This window comes from Marinisporobacter balticus (assembly GCF_004345705.1).
Taxonomy (GTDB): domain Bacteria; phylum Bacillota; class Clostridia; order Peptostreptococcales; family Thermotaleaceae; genus Marinisporobacter; species Marinisporobacter balticus.
The window spans coordinates 73,579-91,516 of sequence record NZ_SLWV01000003.1 but is presented as its reverse complement, the minus strand read 5'-3'; the positions used below and the strand labels follow the sequence as shown (position 1 = coordinate 91,516).

Here is a 17,938-nt window from a genome sequence, read left to right as displayed (position 1 = left end):
ACTTCTAAAAAGAGGTGTTAATTAGCGTGGAAAATCTAGTGTCTTGTCTAATTAGTCGAATAGATCTCTTTAATCAACTGATCAAAGCTGATGATATCTTATTGAAGATTCACAAAGTTGGCCAGTTGTTAAAGTCTACAGTGTGTGGAGGATTCATGGTGCTAATTTGCGGTAATGGTGGCAGTGCGGCCGAAGCTCAGCATATGGCCGGTGAGATTGTGGGAAGATTCATGGTTGAACGGGATGGTTTGCCAGCCCTCGCTTTGACTGCTGATCCAGTTACACTCACAGCAGTCGGTAATGACTATGGCTATGATGAAATATTCGCACGTCAAGTTACAGCCTTCAAGGATTCAGCAAAACTACTGATACTCCTCTCCACTTCTGGAAATTCAAAGAATTTGATTCAAGCTGCATTAAGGGCAAAAAATCATAAAATAACGACAATAGGACTCTTAGGAAGAGATGGCGGTGCGTTAAAAGAACTATGTGATTTTTCTATTATTGTTCCTTCTTGGTCTACTCCCGAGATACAGGAAGTACATTTAGCCATTATTCATATGCTGTGCAAGTATGTGGATGGTGATCATCAATGAGCAAGCGAGCTGTATTTTTAGACCGCGATGGAACACTCATTGTGGATCACGGGTATATTCATGAGCCCAGCCAAGTGGCTCTTCTTCCGGGAGCCATTGAAGCATTATCCAAACTAAAAAAATGGGGTTTTGAGTTAATTATCATTTCTAATCAGTCAGGAATTGGTCGTGGATTCTTCACAAAAAAAGAAGTGGATAATGTTAATCAGCATTTGCATAGTTTGTTAATCGCCCATGGAATCACATTGACAGGGATTTATTATTGCCCCCATAGCCCAGATGCTGGATGTATCTGTAGAAAACCTAAACCAGGTCTACTGCTTCAGGCCTTGTATGAACATCGAATTGATGCAAAACAATCCTACTTTGTCGGCGACAAATGGACAGATATACAAGCTGCAATAGGGGCAGGTGTTCAACCAGTACTACTTTCTCGAAACCATGATATTTCGATGAGTACTGTTCCAATTCTCACGGTAGCCTCTTTACTAGAATGGACAAAACTTATTGATCAGGGGGATATGTGATGAAAGCTTTTAGCAACAAACTACATGCAAAAACATTTATTGTTATCGGAGATTTGATGGTTGATGCATATGATATGGGGACAGTCTCCCGAATTAGCCCAGAAGCCCCCATTCCAGTATTAGATTTTAAAAACCGAATATGTGTACCTGGTGGCGCCGCAAATGTAGCGATGAATCTAGTAGGGCTTGGAAATCAGGTGGAGCTGGTTGGCTTAATTGGTGATGATGCAACTGGGCAGTGGTTAAAAGATTACCTTAATAAACACGGTGTAGGAACTAAAGGAATTTTATCCAGTGCGTCAAGACCCACAACAAATAAGGTGCGATTTGCTACGATACAACAGAGTATGTTGCGCGTTGATTACGAAGATTCACGACCGGTAGAAGACTCACTTACAAATGAAATGACAGCGTATATTGAACAGTATTTACAAAGCAATCAGGTAAATGGTGTACTTGTTTCTGACTACAACAAAGGTTTAATAACATATGAAAATAAGAGCAATCCTTTCATTTCTCTCTTCAAAAAAATTGTTAAATTACCGTTGTTATGCGGTGCTGATACAAAAAAAAGTGGCACCGATCTAAGTATTTTTTCGCAATTCGATTTCATAAAACCCAATCTCTTAGAGTTAGAAAAGGCTGTCAACATGAAGATAAGTTTGACGAATACACTACAGCTAGCTTGCCAAAAATTTTTAGAAACAAGTCAAGCCAAAACAGTTCTCGTTACGTTGTGCGCAGAGGGTCTGTATCACTTTAATGGTGTTCTAGGAATACATGTCCCTACAGTCACAGCAAATGTTTGTGATGTAACAGGTGCAGGTGACACAGTGTTTGCGGTTGTTATGCAATCCCTATTAAACGGATTAAGTTGGGTCGATAGCATGCGTTTGGCAAACATGGCTGCATCAGTAATTATTGAATCCCAAGGAACAAAAGCAATTTCAATACCAGAATTGTATAGGAGGGTGGAATTGATTGAAAACACACAACCCAATTATTTTATCTCTTGATCAAGCACAGAAAACCCTAAAGAAGCTGCAGAAACAAGGCAAGAAGATTGTGTTGACGAACGGATGTTATGACCTTCTGCACGTGGGGCACATTGCCAGTCTGAAATTCGCTAAATCCAAAGGAGATATTTTAGTTGTTGCTGTCAATGATGATTTATCTGTGCGTCGCTTAAAGGGTGAATCACGACCCATAATACCAGCAAAGATGCGGATGGAACTCCTTAGTGAACTAAAAGTAGTTGATTATGTGATTTTATTTAGTGAAGATAATGCCCTTAAAGTTGTAAAAACAATTAAACCAAATGTCTACGTAAAAGGTGAAGAATATAATCTTAGGGATACGCCCGAGGGAATGGAAGTTTTAAAATATAGTGGCAAAATTGAGTCTGCACCGCTTGTACCAAGTATTTCAACTACTGCCATAATTGAAAAAATTAACAAAATCCGACTATATAGCGAGGAGATGAGGAAATGATTCTTATTACCGGTGGAAGTGGGTTCATTGGTTCAAACATTGTGCAGGCACTTAATCGAGAAGGAATATATGATATTCTTGTTGCCGACCAACTTGACACTACAGATAAATGGAAAAACATAGCTGATAAAAATATTGCAGACTATATAGATAAAGATAACTTATTTAAGGAAATAGCAAATCAAAATCTTGAAGCCGTTATTCATATGGGCGCTTGTACAGATACGATGGAATATGACGCCAAACAGATGATCGCAGATAATTATGAGTTTAGTAAAAAACTGTGGAAATATTGTGTTGAAAAGCGTATCAAGTTTATCTACGCAAGTAGTGCCTCTATTTATGGGGATGGATCCTCTGGATTCACCGAAAATGCAAACCTAGATAATATGATGCCACTCAATCCATATGCCTACTCAAAACTACTGTTTGATCGATGGACTGCAAAACAAAAGAAGACGCCTCCATATTGGGCTGGTCTACGATTTTTCAATGTATATGGTCCAGGAGAATCTCATAAAGCTTCTATGGCAAGTATGGCTTTTCATGCCTACCATCAGATTCAACAGGACGGAAAAGTTAGGTTGTTCAAGTCTAATCGCATAAATTGTCAACACGGCGGACAACAGCGCGACTTTATCTATGTGAAAGATATTGCAGATATTGTGCTTTTCCTTTATCACAGTTCATCTTTCCTATCTGGCATATATAATGTAGGTTCCGGCCACGCGCGTACATTTAATGAACTAATTAGCGCTGTTTTTGATGCTTGTCAAACGCCTATTCAAATCGAATATATAGATATGCCAGCGGAGTTAGAAAGAAAGTATCAGTACTACACAAAATCTGACATGACAAAATTGCGTAAGATCGGCTATTTACGTAATTTTACAGACATTGAACAAGGTGTGTCTGAGTATGTTCGTTACCTAGATCGTCAAGGTAACGGTTCACTCAAATAGATGAGACTTACTATACCCAATGGGATAGTTCTTGCATTTACTAAATACTTGGTGAATTGATCAGAAAATATGTGCATTGTGAAAATCATGAAAGAGAATCCTTTTCAGCTATGGATTCTCTTTTTTTAAATTGCTTTTTAGTCTCTTCGTTCTATACTTTATTCATTGATAATTTTTTATAATCTACCAAACTTCCTCTTCTAATAATCTCATATACTCCTTGAGGAGAAACTCTAGACTTTTTAAGTAAACCCAATGCTTTTTCTAAATCCTGCTCCTGTATATAAATAGCAGAATGGCATGATTTTGCAATAGCTCTAGGCGCTTTTCTAAAAGTATTGTTTATTTCACCTCTTTTAAACATTTGTTCAATATAATACCCATGATAGTTTGAAGAAAAAACAATCAAATATTTTTCATTATTATTTAACATTCTAATCATCTCCACTTTTTCATCTCCACTTTTATTTCTATATCATTCTATTCTTTAAGCACATAAAATGACATAAAAAAACCCACAATATGTGGGTTTATTTCGTTACTTTATGAATATATTCTGAAGTCATTAACTGCAGGAGCGCACCATAGTCAACACCAAATCTTATTTCATCTCCAACAGCATAATCTTTATCAGCATCTGTTATATCAATAATACAATGATCACTACTTGCGCCGAGTATCATCATATTTTCGTCTATTGGTTTTAAATGTTCCACTTGAACATCTTGTCTTCCTACAGCAATGATTGCTCTCTTCCTTACCCCTCGATCTACAAAGGTTGGCTTATTCCCAAATGCATCTACCCCTATTTTTCCTATTGGAATAGACTGTTTTTCTTTTAATTCTATGATTTCTCCAACAAAAGTAAATACATCTTGATACGTATCTTTGATTATTTCTCCATAAGCAGATTCTGTTCCAAGGACAATTGCTTCTCCTGGTCTTAAGTGATTGATTTTTTCTGGCATTTCTTCTCTTTGAAGGAGATATATACTACTTGAATTTCCTCCGGATATGATTTCTAATTTTATTTCAAACTCTTTTTCAATACGGGTTGCTACTTCTGAAAGCAATCCTAAATTTTCTTTTGATGGAATAACCCCACCATAGCAAGTTAAATTTGTTCCAATACCCATTAAATTTATTCCATCTAATTTTAGTATTTCCCCTGCCGTACCTACTGCATCACTTTCCCATACACCTTCTCTTAAATCACCTAAATCTATCATTAATATGATATTATGCACCTTATTCTGTCTTACCGCTTCTTTGGAAATTTTTTCTATCGTAGCAATTTCTGAGTTTAAACTAATATCTGCATATTTTACTACTTCTGCTATTCTGCTTTGCATTGGCAATCTTAAAAGCAACTTTGGTATTTTAAGATGCGCAAGTTTTTTTAGATTATCAATTCTTGAATCTGCAAGCATATTTACTCCGCCTTGCACGATTGCCTCTGCTATTTCAGGAATACCGCAAAATACTTTTGTTACAGCTGCTGATTGAATGTTATTTTTTTTGCATAATCCTACTATAATTTCTGTATTATGTCTTAACTTATTTGAATCAACCTCAATTCTAGGGCATATGTTCATTTTTTCTCCTCCTTAAATAAATAGCCGGGAGATCTCCCGGCTGTCCTTAGTCTATTTCTAAACTTTGCTTCATTAAAGATAATGCAGCTTCTGGATATTTTTTTGACAGTACCCCTAATGATGCCATAATATAGTGATTGTCTATTAAAACTTTTGCTTCTTTTTTAGGAAGTAGGTAATCTCCCTTGTTTTGAATCGCAATCTTCTTTAATATATTTACTCTATCAGGAAGTCTCGTCAATGCTCCCCCTGTTCCAATAATCCATTTCACATTTGTAAGGTCTTTTCCTTCTGCAAATGTTTTTTTACCGCTAGGCCCATATAAATTTCTAAGTTTTCCTGCATGTCTATACACAGCAGTAAAAGCAGCTTCTTCTGTGAGTAATTCTACAAACTTTATTAATTCTTTCGTATCAGGTATGGGTTTATGCCTTTCCATTAAAGCATTTATATCACAATCCATTTTTTTTGTCAATACTTCTTTTCCGATCCGCTCAACAATGTTTCTCATGTTTACGTAAACCCCAAGATCCCCTTCTACGGTTCTTTTAGCGATAGGCTCAGGACTAATCAAAATTCTATTTATTTCTTCACTGCCTTCTGTAACCGAATGAAGGTCTGTCGTCGCCCCGCCAACATCTAATGTAATCAAATCTCCGATCGCTTCCTTTAGAACTTTTGACGCTTCCATCACAGCCCCTGGTGTTGGAATGATAGGTCCTGTAACTAATTCCCTAATTTTACTCATTCCAGGTGCATGGATAATATGTTCTTCAAAAGCCATTTGGATTACTTTTCGCGTAGGTTCAATATTCAATTGATCGATCTTAGGATATACATTGTCTACAATATAAAGTTTATTTGGTTTATCTTTAAAAATTTCACGAATTTCTTCTTGATTCTCAATATTCCCTGCATAAACAATCGGTGTTAAAATTCCTGCATCTGCAATTAATTCTGCATTATTCAGTGCAATCTCTCTTTCTCCATAATCTACGCCACCTGCTATTAAAATAAGATTAGGATTTACTTCTTTAATTTTATTTATATCCGTTTTTCTTAGTCTTCCCCCTGTAACTTTGTGAATAATAGCCCCTGCTCCAAGTGCAGCTTCTTTCGCAGCACGAACGGTCATGTCGTAAACTAATCCATGCACACTCATCTTTAGTCCACCTGCCGCACTACTCGTAGCAAGCATCTCATCATATACTAGGTTACTAATCCCAATATTTCTTTTAAAATCTTCTATTGCCCCATTAAGACCAATCTTTACATCTCCCTCAAGCACACTCGTAGGCGCCTGCCCTTGCCCTAAAAATTCAGGGTGATCTGTGTGAATATCTGAAAAAGCATTAATCACTGTCGTTGTACTTCCAATCTCAGCAACTAAAAGATCAATTTTCATTATTTATTCATTTCCTTCCTTTTATTAACAAGGAATGTAGCCATATGAATCCCTTTTGATCCTCTACCAAATCCAGCATCTACGCCTTGTTTTACTGCAATTTCAGGTGTGACTTGTGTGCCGCCACATGCAATCATGATTTTTTCTCTTATTCCTTTTTCTACACATAGTTCATGAATTCTCTTCATGTTCTTATAATGAATATCATCATGACTAATAATTGTAGAAGCGATAATTGCATCTGCATTAAGTTCAATTGCAGCATCTACTAATTTTTCTACTGGACAAGAAGTCCCAAGGTATTCAACTTCTATTCCCCATTTTTCTATTCCACCATGTTTAATATCTATAATCTCACGAAGTCCAACAGAGTGTTCATCTTCTCCTACAGTTGCAGCAACAACCTTTATAGGATTTTTCTCAATCTCAGACCATAGTTCTTCATCACTAAGAACTTCTGCTTCTTCTGGAATTTCTATTTTACTAATATCTACAGCAAAATCAATTTTTCCTTTTAATTGAACTCTTGTTCCTTCTGATGGATGCATCATTTCAGAATGAATTACCTCAGGGTCTGAAAGATTCATTTTCTTAGCAAATTCAAGCGCTGCAAATTCAGCAATTCTCTTGCTTGTTGGAAGGAATACTTCAACTTGAACTGTTCCATCCGCTAGCCATTCAACTTCTGGTTTAATCATATTTGTATTTCTATATTTTTCAGTTTCATCTAAACGCATATAAACATTATCATTTTCATCTAATTCATCTATGAAAATAATTTTTTCGGGTTTTTCAAAGGTACAACCATCAATCAATCTTGCTGGGTTGTTTGCTGTGTCTTTATCGTATTGCGCAACATTGTTGTATCCATAATGTCCAGTTACAGGTGCCATATAATCTTCATCTCTTTCATAAACAGTACCTGCACCTACACCACCGTTCATTTTTCTTCCGATGCCATCCCCATTTCTTTCTGGATACATCCCTGAATCTACAAAAAATCCTTTTTCTACTGCTTCAAAATATCCACCCGCTTCAATCAATTCTTCTAAGAATAATACGGCTCTTTCTTTTAATTCTCTCACTTTTTCAGGTAAAAATCCATCTTTCTTGATCTCTACCATATCTAGTAGACCATCTAGTCCTACAAGCGTTTGCTTTGCATTATCACAAGCTTCCATATTATTAATATGCCATGGAACGTTTCTACCTTCATCCGGTGTAATGGTTGATTGAATATCTGCACTTGTTAATTTAGAAATCATCATATTTAGAACATGCGTCACTGTAGCTTCCCTTGATGAAGAAGTAATATATTTTGTATTTTGCTGTGCTCTCATCTTATAATCTGATAAGAAATCTCTTAATGCGACTGCATATGGAAGATCGTATTTCATACAAGGAATAGGCGCTGCTGACGGTGGTACCGTTGAAAGACAAATATTTTCTTTCTTCATGCCAACTTTTTCAGAAAAAACTGCATTGATTGCATGTTGCACAATCAACTCTGGCATAACTTTCCAAGCATCTCTTGCAGTTGCATTCGCATTATGCGCACCATCAATTTGAGCAATATCTGCCCATACCATTATTTTCTTAGACTCTGCCGCATCTACAAGCGATCTAATCATATTAATATTTCTATAAAGCACGTTATACTGTGGATCTTGATGCGCACCATTTACGCCTTCTTCTGCAAACATAACTGCTACTTCAGGTCCTGCAACGCCACTAACATATGAATGATAATTGATTGCTCTTCCTACTTCTTCTTCTATCATATCTATTGCTTTTCTTTGTGCTCTAACTTGCTTTCTTGTAATCGGAATACCACCAATACCTTGAGGACTTCCTTCTATAAGACCATCAAAGTGGGATTGACCAGCTGTTCTAATAACCATCAAATGATCTGAACCATGCCATGCAGCCATTCTCATTCTTCTGATATCATCTTCAAATCTACCTGAAGCAATTTCAGTTGTAATCGTTTCTTGTGGTTGCGGATCTAAATTATCAAAATATTGAACAGCTGCTGGAATACCGATTGAATTCTTTAAAGATGGTGAACAATCCGTATAGGTATGCGGTCCGATTTGAAGATTTTCCACTTTTTCTCTCCAAACCCATCCTCTTCTTTTTGGTCTATAATTCTCCAAATCTTTCAATATTTCTCTAACATCTAATTTCTCATTGATATCTATTTTTTTCATTACGCGATTCCTCCTTTAAAGATTGCTACAGCATCATCCCAATGCTTTCCTTCAATCATTTCTAGACCTACTTGTCTAAGAGGAATATTTTTTTCTTTAGAAACTCTATATACAATATGTCCGACACCTTTTCCAATTAGCCCTCTATCTATTGCACCTTCAACTAATGGTTTTGCTTCTAAACTTGAAAAACCCATTCTTAAGAGTATGGAACGTTCTATTGACGGTGATGTATTTTCCTTTGCTAATTTTAACAATGGTTCTACAGCTTGTGCTGTTAATTCTAAGAATCTTTCCCTTAATGCTTCATCCGAAAGACTTGCTAAATGTTTTCTTCTATCTTGAAAATCATCTTCTCTTTTTAGATATCCTTTCAAAACTTTCCCTCCTCATTATACTTCTTTTTCTATTTTAATTCCTCAATAACCGTCTTAACATATTCGATATTTGCTTTCGTTTCTGCTGCTAAAAATTCTAAATCTTCATTCGTGATATTTTTACCTTCATGTGTTTTCAATGCATTTTTAATATAAGATTTTCTAATTTTATCTAAATCTAAATCATTCGCTTTTAGTAAATTTGGATTTTCAGGAAAAATAATACTTTCACCTGGCACTTCTTCACTTGGATTCCCAAATTTAATTTCTATGCCATTTCCTCTCGCAAAACACAATTGTGGTTGAATATGTTTACCAGCACCCGTATATTCTGTCTCTTGTGCTATGATTATTTTATCTTCATCAATTTCTTGTGCAAGACTAAACGCAGCAGCTAGCGAAACATTTCCAGCAGGTCCTCTTTCAAGTCCTTCTAATTGTGCTAAAGCTTCTGTTGTGTAGAAAACTTCTCCTTGCTTTACCGTCACATATCTATCCATATATCTAAGACATCTTGCTGCTGAACGCGGTACATCTGATCGATCTGGTCCCATAGTAAACGGAATACCAAAACCCGTATGTCCTGTTGTAAATGATTTTTTATTAAATTGTTCATCACTTGCCATATGAAGTCCTGATAAATCTACACTTGCACCTACTATTTGAGTACCCTCAGCACCCGCTTTAATCAATCCACGCGCTGTACCTGTAAGATTTCCTCCACCTGCATTTGTACAAATAACTATATCTGGATCTTTTCCTTCCATTTCTCTCATTTGCATAGCAAGTTCATATCCAAGTGTTTCAACACCAGCTATTCCAAATGGCGTATATAGTGAAGCATTGAAGTATCCTGTATCTTCTAAAAGCGTTAAAAACGTATAGAATAACTCTGGTCCTACTGTAAGCTGTACCACTTCCGCACCATAAGCTTCACATTTTCTTGCCTTTTCAATAATTTCTGGTTGTCCTACGCCACGACTATCATAGCATTCTTGAACAATGATACACTTGAGTCCATGCATAGCAGCTTGAGAGGCTACTGCAGCACCATAGTTTCCACTAGTAGCCGCAATAACACCTTTATATCCTAATTTTTTAGCGTGATAAACTGCATTTGCAGCTCTTCTTGCCTTAAAACTTCCTGACGGATTCGCAGCTTCATCTTTTATGAATATTCTTGCCCCTTTTCCTTCTGGTGCTAATTTGCGAGCAAGTGCTGTTAAATTCTTCATCTCTAAAAGTGGCGTATTTCCTACACCTGTTGCGCCTTGAATTTTTTGCATTTCATCTAATGTATAACCTGTCTCTTTCATCATCTTCTCATAATCAAACGCAATACCACCCGATTCAAACATTGCATAATCTATTCCAACAGCTTTTTTCATAATTTCATTTCTTCTAGACATAACGCCATTATAACTCATGTCTCTACTCATGGCATCCACCTCCAAATAGTATTTCTTTTAATTGAAGTCCTATTTGAAATACTTCTGGAACAGTATTTCCAAAAGAATGTGTATAGGATGGATTAATTTCAACTAACTTGCCACTTACAGTTCTACCTGTAATCGTTTTTATCTCTACTTGATCCCCAACACAAGCATCATTTTGTATAAAACCTTTCACCCACATTTCAAGCGGAACACTTTTCGTGTCTTCTGGAACTTGTGGTGCTCTTTCTCCTACTTCCATAACTACATTATATATATTAACCCAATCGCCCTTTTTAGCCTTCATTATTTTCACTCCTCGCATGATCCTTCTATATATCAGATACGTCCTAGAGTTATTTTTCGAAACCGAAAATATTTCTAGGATCGTAGTATCTGATTATAGAATTGTTTAATCCATAATATTATCTTTCTATTAAATCTCTCATATCTCCCATTATTGCTCTTGGTACTGGTAAATCTAACATTGTCTTAAGTCCTGCTCTTGCATTAATTACGTGTGGAATCATGTTTACACACATTGCAATGGTTCCAATACCACCAGGAACTTCTGGATTGATTGCCATATTAATATCTGGTGTTCCTTTGATAATAATATAATCTCCTGTATGTACCCCTTCAAGTTCTGGCTCTATTTGTTGTGGGTGATCCATTTCAATTTTTAATTCTCCATCAACATATCCAAATCCCTTCATTGCACAACCTGCAACGTCTCCTGCTTGTACTTCTGCATAAGGAGATTTTCTATATACATTTGAAACAATTGGTTGCATACTTTGCTTTACTTGATCACTTAATTTCCAACCAATTGCATCTGTAATCATATTTACTGATTCTACAAAACCAACATGTCCAGCTAATGTATTTTCTTTAACTCCCTTATTGAAAGCATCCACTGTGATACCAATTCCTTGTTCTTCCATAACTGCTGGGCCAAATGGTGATAAACTATTTACGCGTCTTGCAACAATATGGTCTACTTCTTCACATGCACCTGTTAAAGCAACAACCAATAAATCCATCATTAATCCTGGATTGATTCCTGTTCCAAGTACTGTTACCCCATTTTCTTTTGCAATTTTATGCATTTCTTTTGTGAGTTCTGGTTCTTGCGCTTTTGGATATGCCATTTCTTCAGCACTTGATACAACATTGATTTTCTTTTCTAAACAATATTTAATTTTTTCAAATGCATTCTTTGTGAAAGAATCTGTGCAAAGTAGCACTACATCAGCGGCCTTTTCAGTAATTACATCTTCATATGTACCAATGATAACATCTTTCCTGTCCTCTTTTTCAACAGATAGATGGTCATACATACTGGTTCCTAACATTTTACCTCTACCTACTACCCCTACAATTTCTGCACCTTTCTTTTTAAGTAGCATTTCTGCCATACCTTTTCCCATTGCACCTAAACCATAAATAATTACTTTTACATTTTCCATTTGTCTATACCTCCAAAGTTTATTTTTTTATTTTGTTAATAATATTTGCAATTCCCATGCCACTTTTTTACTTGAATTTTTTTATAGCTTTTGTAAGTATATGCTATTTATTATCATTTTTTTCATTTTTTCTGTATATTTATTCATTTTATTTTATCTATTAATTTTTGACACAAATAAACCGCAAAAAAATTTGCATGATCATGCAAATTTTTTTGCGGTTTATTTTGCAATAATATTTAATTTTTTTAATTTATGTTGCAATGTTTGTCTTTTAATCCCTAGATGAAATGCCGCCTTTGAAATATTGTTATTACATGATTTCAATGCTTCTGTAATAATGTTTTTTTCAATTTCTATTAATGTATCTGGAAGATTTTGTTTCATGTTATAATGCTTATCATAAGAAAACGCAAATATTTTTGCATTGATTTGAGGAGAAAAATGCAATTTTTTTAATATTGTTTCATATTCAACAATATTCATTGCACCTTCAATCGCATTTTCTAATTCTCTTATATTTCCTGGCCATTTGTACTGCTCAAAAGCATCTAATACACTTGCTTCTATTTCCTCTACTTTTTTATTTAGCTTGTTATTATATTTATTTATAAAATGCTTTGCTAACAATTTTATATCATCTTTTTTTTCTCTTAAAGGCGGTAGGTTGATAGGGATTACATTTAGCCTATAGAACAAGTCCTTTCTAATTTTCCCTTTTTCTATTGCCTCATAGGGTTCTTCATTGGTACTTCCAATAATTCTTACATCTATTGATAGATCTTTCATTCCACCTACCCTACGAATGGTACCTTCTTGGAGTACTCTTAATAATTTTGATTGTAATTGCATTCCCATCGAATTGATTTCATCCAAAAAAATAGTCCCACCATTGGATTGCTCAAATAATCCAGGTCGATCAATAGCTCCCGTAAAGCCACCCTTTACTGTTCCAAAGAGAATTCCTTCTAACAAGCTTTCTGGTATCGCTGCACAATTTTGTGCAAGAAATGGTTTATTTGCTCTAAAGCTTTCATAATGAATACTTTGGGCTACTAATTCTTTTCCTGTACCCGTTTCACCATATATTAGGACACTAGATGAAAACTTTGCTGCTTTCTTTGCATATTCAATGGCTTTTCTAAAATTGTCATTTTCCCCGATAATACTCGGAAATGTAAATTTTTTTCGAAATATTTTCTGTTCTTCAGGTTTAGATAATTGCATCTGAAGAGACATAATTTGATCTGACAATTGCTTAATCTTCGTAATATTTTTTGCAATCTCTATAGAACCTATTTTTTTATTTTTAGAATAAATTGGCATAGTTGTACTAATCGTTGTTATTTCTTTATTGTGATTATTCAAATATACCTGAGGATGGTTCACTAGTTTTTCTTCTGTAGTTAGCACACGTAATAATGTACTATTATCTTTATTTAACGTAGGGAACACTTCTAAAATGTTTTTATTTAAAACATCCGTCTTATCCATTCCTTCAAGTTCTGCCATTGCGCGATTATAGAGAATGGTTTTCCCTTCATGATCTACGATATGCACCCCTTCATCAATATACTGTAGTATGGTTTCTATTATTTCACGTGTATAAACGCCCATAAAAATCCCGTCCTTTCATTTTACATAAAACTTAGAACTTGATTAACGGGGTTTCTCATCTCCCATTTTAAAAATAAGTAGTTCATTCATACCTGATAAATAAAACATGACAAAATGTCATGTTTTATTTATATAATGGAAATTTTGCACACAATTTTTCTACCATTTCTTTTACTTTTCCTATATTTTTAGGAGCATCAATGATATTTCCAATAATTTCTGCGATCTCTACCATGTCTTCTTCCTTCATGCCTCTTGTTGTCACTGCAGGTGTACCTATTCTAACACCACTCGTTACAAAAGGACTCTCAGGATCATATGGAATCGTATTTTTATTCACTGTTACGCCTGCTTCATCAAGCAACTTTTCTGCTGCTTTACCGGTTATATTTTTATTTCTTAGATCGATTAAAATTAAATGATTATCTGTTCCACCTGAAACTAATCTAAAATCTCTTTTGATTAATTCTTCTGATAACCGCTTGGCATTTTTTATGATTTGTTGCTGATAATCTTTAAATTCTTCTGCTAATGCTTCTTTGAAACTAACAGCTTTCGCAGCAATAACATGCATAAGAGGTCCACCTTGTAATCCTGGGAAAATTGCTTTATCAATTTTTTTTGCAAATTCTTCTTTACAAAGAATCGCGCCACCTCTTGGTCCCCTTAATGTTTTATGGGTTGTTGTTGTAACAAAGTGTGCATGTTCACATGGATTTGGATGAAGGCCTGCTACTACTAATCCGGCTATATGTGCCATATCTACCATTAAGTAAGCACCCACTTCATCAGCTATTTGTCTGAATTTTTCAAAATCAATCACTCTTGGATATGCACTTGCACCTGCAACAATCAATTTAGGTTTTATTTCTTTTGCAATCTTTAAAACTTCATCATAATCAATTACTTCTGATTCTTGATTTACACCATACTCTACAAAATTATAGTATTTTCCAGAAATGTTTACAGGACTTCCATGTGTAAGATGTCCTCCATGAGAAAGATTCATACCTAAAACAGTATCTCCTGGATTTAATATGGCAAAATATACACCAATATTCGCATTCGCTCCTGAATGTGGCTGAACATTTGCATGTTCTGCATGAAACAATTTTTTTAGTCGATCCCTAGCTAAATCTTCTACTACATCAACATACTCACATCCTCCATAATATCTTTTAGCAGGATATCCTTCAGCATACTTGTTGGTTAGCTGGCTACCCATAGCCTCCATTACAGCTTCACTTACAAAGTTTTCAGATGCAATTAATTCTATCTTGCTTTGTTGTCTGCCTATTTCGTCTTGTATGGCAGTATACACATCTCTATCCACATTTTTCAAGTTATCAAAATTCATTTGTCTATTCTCCCTTCTTATGTATCATCGTTTTTAATAATGTTGCTCCTTCTTATTATAATTTCTATTGCCTAAATTTACAAGTTTTCTATATATATTGTTATTATATTATAGTTCCCCGCACCTATACAATATATTAAGAAAAACATTGCATTGAATTATACTTTTATATTGTATTGTAACCCAATTTACATTCTGGTATAATTGATTTTGCTTTAAGATAAAGGAGGGTAATTTATGTATCATACAACGAAAAATATTCTTTCCTTAGCGCTTTATGCAGGAGAAATTATGCTACAAAATGGCGCAGAAACTTATCGGGTCGAAGATACTATTATTCGAATATGTCAAGCCTACAATATCTCCTATGTAGAATCCTTTGTCATACCTACTGGCATATTTGTCTCAGTAGATCAGGGAAATGCGGATACAAAAGTAGTTACTTTTATTAAAAGAATTAAAACAAGAACTATTGATTTGAATAAGGTTTCTCAAATAAATGATTTTTCAAGAAAGGTATCTGTATCTAATTTATCCGTTGAAGAAGGTATGGAAATTTTAAAAAAAATTGATACGCTTTCTAAATATCCTAAAAAAATAAAACTATTTTGTTCTGGTATTGCTTCAGCATGCTTTGGTCTTTTATTAGGTGCAACTTATATTGATTCTCTTAGTTCCTTTATCATTTCTATATTAGTTTATATTTCTGTATCTTTTATTGAGCATTTGAATTCAAATCTATTTATCCAAAATTTTATTGGCGGAATAATTGCTGCCCTATTAGCAATACTAGCAGTAAATATTCATTTAGGCATAAATATTGATAAGATTATTATCAGCTCTATTATGATTTTAGTTCCTGGTGTTGCCATAACCAATGCTGTACGCGATTCCATCTCTGGCGAATTATTATCTGGTGTGGCTAGATCTGCCGAAGCAATTATTATTGCCATATCTATAGCAGTAGGTGTTGGTACTGTTATGAACGCATGGATCTATTTGAGAGGAGGAATTTCATAATGCTTTTACAATTTGTTTTCGCTTTTCTATCTACTATTGGATTTGCAGTGTTATTCAATATTCCTAAAAAAGCCATCCTCAAAGCTTCTTTTGCTGGTGGAATTGGATGGATCGCTTATGCATTTTCAAATAACTATTTTCATTCCCCTATTGTCGATTCATTCATTGGTGCATGTATTGTTGCGATCATTAGTGAAATTTTTGCTCGGAAATTTAAAGAAACCGTAACTGTATTTGTAATTCCTGGAATCATTCCTTTAGTTCCTGGAGCAGGCATGTATTATACAATGATGGCTGTAGTTGAAAGAGATTTCAACAAATTTGCTTTAGTAGGAAGTGAAACAATGTTTACAGCTGGTGGCATTGCTGTAGCACTATTAATCGTATCCTCAATGACAAGAATGATTGTACAATTAAAGACTAAATTTAAAACAATAAAAAGCAGCATGTAGCGTTACTATAAAATATAGAGACGTTGTAAGCGCCTCTATATTTTATAAATAAATATTTTCATTTGCATCTCTATAAGATTCCCCTAAGGTTTGATCCTCTTTCAAAAAAACTTCTCCACTTAATGATTATTTATCTAGTATTTTGGATATGACAGGCATATATTTTTTGTCATTCTTAAATGATTCTTCATTCATCTTAATCATCACATAGCTAATTCCTGTTAAAAGAAAACCAATGCCGATCGCATACATCTCAATATTTTCTGTAAATCCAATTTTCTTTAATAAGAAGCTACCGACTCCTATACCTAGTACTAATGCAAATAATGGAATGCCATACGCAATAAACGCTGCACCTAAGACATTTTGTGTTTCCATATTTACTTCAACCATATCTCCAACTTCGGCATTTAATTCATTTGTAGCGATCATATTTAAACTCATATTTTCTTGTCCATATTGACAAGCTCCACATTCACCGCATGCAGCATGTTTTTTCATCAATATTTTTGCTCTTTTATGATCTAAAACCTCAATGACTTTTCCCTCTTGAATCACGTTCATCACCTTATATAATATAGTTGTATCATTTAAGTAGAAAACAAGGACCTCTTCTACCGAACATTAATAACCATATTCCTTTCTTTGTTCAAATTTTTTATCGAGCTTTCTATGATTAGCTGGTCTCTATCTTCTATTCTTTTATAATCTATGTTATCATATTTCATATAAACTATCAATTGGTGACAATATGTTCTTTTATACCCTGAAATTTTTTCTCTCCTAGCCCAGGTACATTGGTAATGGCATTAATATTTTCAAACCTACCATATTGCGCCCGATATTCAATAATCCTTTCTGCAAGCACGTTCCCTATTCCATTCAATGATTCTAATTCGTCTTTTGAAGCCGTATTTATATTCACTTTATTGTTTGTATTTGTAGCCCTTTCCTGTGTTCCTTGCTGCTGTACTCCTGTAATATTCTCTCCAATTTTAGGTATATATATTTGTTCTCCATCTAGTAAAATTCTTGCCATATTTATTTGCCTGCGATCTGCCGTATCTAATAATCCTCCAACTAATTTTACCCCATCTGCAACCCGATCCCCTTCTTTTACTTTTACAATACCAGGGTTTTTGATTTCTCCACAAACATCTACGATGATCCATTTTTCTTCTTTTATTTCTTGTTCATCATTTGTATGCGTCTCTTGCACGGTTTCTATTTCACTCGTCTTTTCATTATCTTGCTCTAACACAAATTCTTTTGAACCATTCATATAATATTTTGTAAATAAAAATAATACTACAACCATTATAAATGTTCCTATAATCATAACTTCGCGTTTCGTAAATTTTTGCATATTGTCACCGCCTTGTCATTTCATCCTATATAAAAATTATACGTTATCTATTCATAGATTC

General features: G+C 34.6%; 19 protein-coding genes. 7 read left to right on the top strand and 12 right to left on the bottom strand.

The genetic code is table 11. The annotated features are described in order from the left end of the window. Positions 1–14 precede the first annotated feature (14 nt). From EV214_RS03420 to rfaD, 5 genes are read left to right on the top strand one after another with little or no spacing between them, the layout of a single operon-like run. Positions 15–596, top strand: coding sequence for a D-sedoheptulose-7-phosphate isomerase (locus EV214_RS03420; protein WP_330571245.1), 582 nt, complete (start codon positions 15–17; stop codon positions 594–596). Beyond that, entirely contained in the window at positions 593–1,123 is a 531-nt protein-coding gene (locus tag EV214_RS03415; RefSeq protein WP_132242733.1) for a D-glycero-alpha-D-manno-heptose-1,7-bisphosphate 7-phosphatase, read from the top strand. The genes EV214_RS03420 and EV214_RS03415 overlap by 4 nt, the downstream gene beginning before the upstream one ends. After that, a complete protein-coding gene (locus EV214_RS03410) occupies positions 1,123–2,139 on the top strand; it encodes a bifunctional heptose 7-phosphate kinase/heptose 1-phosphate adenyltransferase (RefSeq protein WP_132242731.1) in 1,017 nt (338 codons plus the stop codon). Before EV214_RS03415 ends, EV214_RS03410 begins: the two co-directional genes overlap by 1 nt. Further along, a complete protein-coding gene (locus EV214_RS03405; protein ID WP_207669612.1) occupies positions 2,105–2,614 on the top strand; it encodes an adenylyltransferase/cytidyltransferase family protein in 510 nt (169 codons plus the stop codon). The genes EV214_RS03410 and EV214_RS03405 overlap by 35 nt, the downstream gene beginning before the upstream one ends. Next, on the top strand, positions 2,611–3,576 hold the full coding sequence (gene rfaD, locus EV214_RS03400) for an ADP-glyceromanno-heptose 6-epimerase (RefSeq protein WP_132242729.1): 966 nt from the start codon (positions 2,611–2,613) through the stop codon (positions 3,574–3,576). Before EV214_RS03405 ends, rfaD begins: the two co-directional genes overlap by 4 nt. 151 nt (positions 3,577–3,727) lie before the next feature. On the opposite strand, the gene EV214_RS03395 is transcribed toward rfaD, so the two are convergent. From EV214_RS03395 to EV214_RS03350, 10 genes are all read right to left on the bottom strand, one after another. After that, entirely contained in the window at positions 3,728–4,018 is a 291-nt protein-coding gene (locus tag EV214_RS03395; protein ID WP_243116549.1) for a DUF3343 domain-containing protein, read from the bottom strand. Positions 4,019–4,106: 88 nt separating this feature from the next. Continuing rightward, the gene (gene orr / locus EV214_RS03390) at positions 4,107–5,171 is read right to left on the bottom strand and encodes an ornithine racemase Orr (RefSeq protein ID WP_132242725.1); all 1,065 of its coding nucleotides are present in this window, start codon (positions 5,169–5,171) and stop codon (positions 4,107–4,109) included. A gap of 46 nt (positions 5,172–5,217) precedes the next feature. Next, positions 5,218–6,576 carry a GlmL-related ornithine degradation protein gene (locus tag EV214_RS03385; protein ID WP_132242723.1) on the bottom strand — a complete coding sequence of 453 codons (1,359 nt, stop codon included), beginning with the start codon at positions 6,574–6,576 and terminating at the stop codon, positions 5,218–5,220. Beyond that, positions 6,576–8,786 (bottom strand): D-ornithine 4,5-aminomutase subunit OraE, encoded by a 2,211-nt coding sequence (gene oraE, locus EV214_RS03380; RefSeq protein ID WP_132242721.1) that lies wholly within the window; start codon positions 8,784–8,786, stop codon positions 6,576–6,578. Before oraE ends, EV214_RS03385 begins: the two co-directional genes overlap by 1 nt. Next, the gene (locus tag EV214_RS03375; RefSeq protein ID WP_132242719.1) at positions 8,786–9,163 is read right to left on the bottom strand and encodes an ornithine aminomutase subunit alpha; all 378 of its coding nucleotides are present in this window, start codon (positions 9,161–9,163) and stop codon (positions 8,786–8,788) included. Before EV214_RS03375 ends, oraE begins: the two co-directional genes overlap by 1 nt. 29 nt (positions 9,164–9,192) lie before the next feature. After that, positions 9,193–10,602, bottom strand: a complete 1,410-nt coding sequence (gene ortB, locus EV214_RS03370; RefSeq protein WP_132242717.1) for a 2-amino-4-oxopentanoate thiolase subunit OrtB — start codon at positions 10,600–10,602, stop codon at positions 9,193–9,195. After that, positions 10,595–10,903 carry a 2-amino-4-oxopentanoate thiolase subunit OrtA gene (gene ortA / locus EV214_RS03365; RefSeq protein ID WP_132242715.1) on the bottom strand — a complete coding sequence of 103 codons (309 nt, stop codon included), beginning with the start codon at positions 10,901–10,903 and terminating at the stop codon, positions 10,595–10,597. The genes ortB and ortA overlap by 8 nt, the downstream gene beginning before the upstream one ends. A 118-nt stretch (positions 10,904–11,021) precedes the next feature. Then, complete coding sequence (gene ord, locus EV214_RS03360; protein ID WP_132242713.1) at positions 11,022–12,065, bottom strand: 2,4-diaminopentanoate dehydrogenase; 1,044 nt, start codon at positions 12,063–12,065, stop codon at positions 11,022–11,024. Between the two features lie 222 nt (positions 12,066–12,287). Next, positions 12,288–13,682 carry a sigma-54 interaction domain-containing protein gene (locus tag EV214_RS03355; RefSeq protein WP_132242711.1) on the bottom strand — a complete coding sequence of 465 codons (1,395 nt, stop codon included), beginning with the start codon at positions 13,680–13,682 and terminating at the stop codon, positions 12,288–12,290. A gap of 124 nt (positions 13,683–13,806) precedes the next feature. Beyond that, positions 13,807–15,039 (bottom strand): serine hydroxymethyltransferase, encoded by a 1,233-nt coding sequence (locus EV214_RS03350; protein ID WP_132242709.1) that lies wholly within the window; start codon positions 15,037–15,039, stop codon positions 13,807–13,809. Between the two features lie 237 nt (positions 15,040–15,276). On the opposite strand from EV214_RS03350, the gene EV214_RS03345 reads away from it, so the two are divergent. Both EV214_RS03345 and EV214_RS03340 read left to right on the top strand, forming a co-directional pair. Next, entirely contained in the window at positions 15,277–16,059 is a 783-nt protein-coding gene (locus tag EV214_RS03345) for a threonine/serine exporter family protein (protein ID WP_132242707.1), read from the top strand. Next, the gene (locus EV214_RS03340; protein WP_207669611.1) at positions 16,059–16,511 is read left to right on the top strand and encodes a threonine/serine exporter family protein; all 453 of its coding nucleotides are present in this window, start codon (positions 16,059–16,061) and stop codon (positions 16,509–16,511) included. The genes EV214_RS03345 and EV214_RS03340 overlap by 1 nt, the downstream gene beginning before the upstream one ends. 126 nt (positions 16,512–16,637) lie before the next feature. Here EV214_RS03340 and EV214_RS03335 read toward each other — a convergent pair whose 3' ends face one another. Then, positions 16,638–17,069: a SoxR reducing system RseC family protein gene (locus EV214_RS03335; RefSeq protein WP_165916199.1), complete on the bottom strand. Its 432-nt coding sequence runs from the start codon at positions 17,067–17,069 to the stop codon at positions 16,638–16,640. A gap of 178 nt (positions 17,070–17,247) precedes the next feature. Then, on the bottom strand, positions 17,248–17,877 hold the full coding sequence (locus EV214_RS03330; RefSeq protein ID WP_132242701.1) for a helix-hairpin-helix domain-containing protein: 630 nt from the start codon (positions 17,875–17,877) through the stop codon (positions 17,248–17,250). Positions 17,878–17,938: the final 61 nt, after the last annotated feature.

Excerpts from the sequence above, each read along its gene's own strand:
- EV214_RS03395 (WP_243116549.1), bottom strand. The coding sequence starts at position 4,018 with ATGATTAGAATGTTAAATAATAATGAAAAATATTTGATTGTTTTTTCT.
- ord (WP_132242713.1), bottom strand. The coding sequence starts at position 12,065 with ATGGAAAATGTAAAAGTAATTATTTATGGTTTAGGTGCAATGGGAAAA.
- ortA (WP_132242715.1), bottom strand. The coding sequence starts at position 10,903 with ATGAAGGCTAAAAAGGGCGATTGGGTTAATATATATAATGTAGTTATG.
- EV214_RS03355 (WP_132242711.1), bottom strand. The coding sequence starts at position 13,682 with ATGGGCGTTTATACACGTGAAATAATAGAAACCATACTACAGTATATT.
- ortB (WP_132242717.1), bottom strand. The coding sequence starts at position 10,602 with ATGAGTAGAGACATGAGTTATAATGGCGTTATGTCTAGAAGAAATGAA.
- EV214_RS03415 (WP_132242733.1), top strand. The coding sequence starts at position 593 with ATGAGCAAGCGAGCTGTATTTTTAGACCGCGATGGAACACTCATTGTG.
- EV214_RS03330 (WP_132242701.1), bottom strand. The coding sequence starts at position 17,877 with ATGCAAAAATTTACGAAACGCGAAGTTATGATTATAGGAACATTTATA.
- EV214_RS03340 (WP_207669611.1), top strand. The coding sequence starts at position 16,059 with ATGCTTTTACAATTTGTTTTCGCTTTTCTATCTACTATTGGATTTGCA.
- rfaD (WP_132242729.1), top strand. The coding sequence starts at position 2,611 with ATGATTCTTATTACCGGTGGAAGTGGGTTCATTGGTTCAAACATTGTG.
- EV214_RS03385 (WP_132242723.1), bottom strand. The coding sequence starts at position 6,576 with ATGAAAATTGATCTTTTAGTTGCTGAGATTGGAAGTACAACGACAGTG.
- EV214_RS03350 (WP_132242709.1), bottom strand. The coding sequence starts at position 15,039 with ATGAATTTTGATAACTTGAAAAATGTGGATAGAGATGTGTATACTGCC.
- oraE (WP_132242721.1), bottom strand. The coding sequence starts at position 8,786 with ATGAAAAAAATAGATATCAATGAGAAATTAGATGTTAGAGAAATATTG.
- EV214_RS03410 (WP_132242731.1), top strand. The coding sequence starts at position 1,123 with ATGAAAGCTTTTAGCAACAAACTACATGCAAAAACATTTATTGTTATC.
- orr (WP_132242725.1), bottom strand. The coding sequence starts at position 5,171 with ATGAACATATGCCCTAGAATTGAGGTTGATTCAAATAAGTTAAGACAT.
- EV214_RS03345 (WP_132242707.1), top strand. The coding sequence starts at position 15,277 with ATGTATCATACAACGAAAAATATTCTTTCCTTAGCGCTTTATGCAGGA.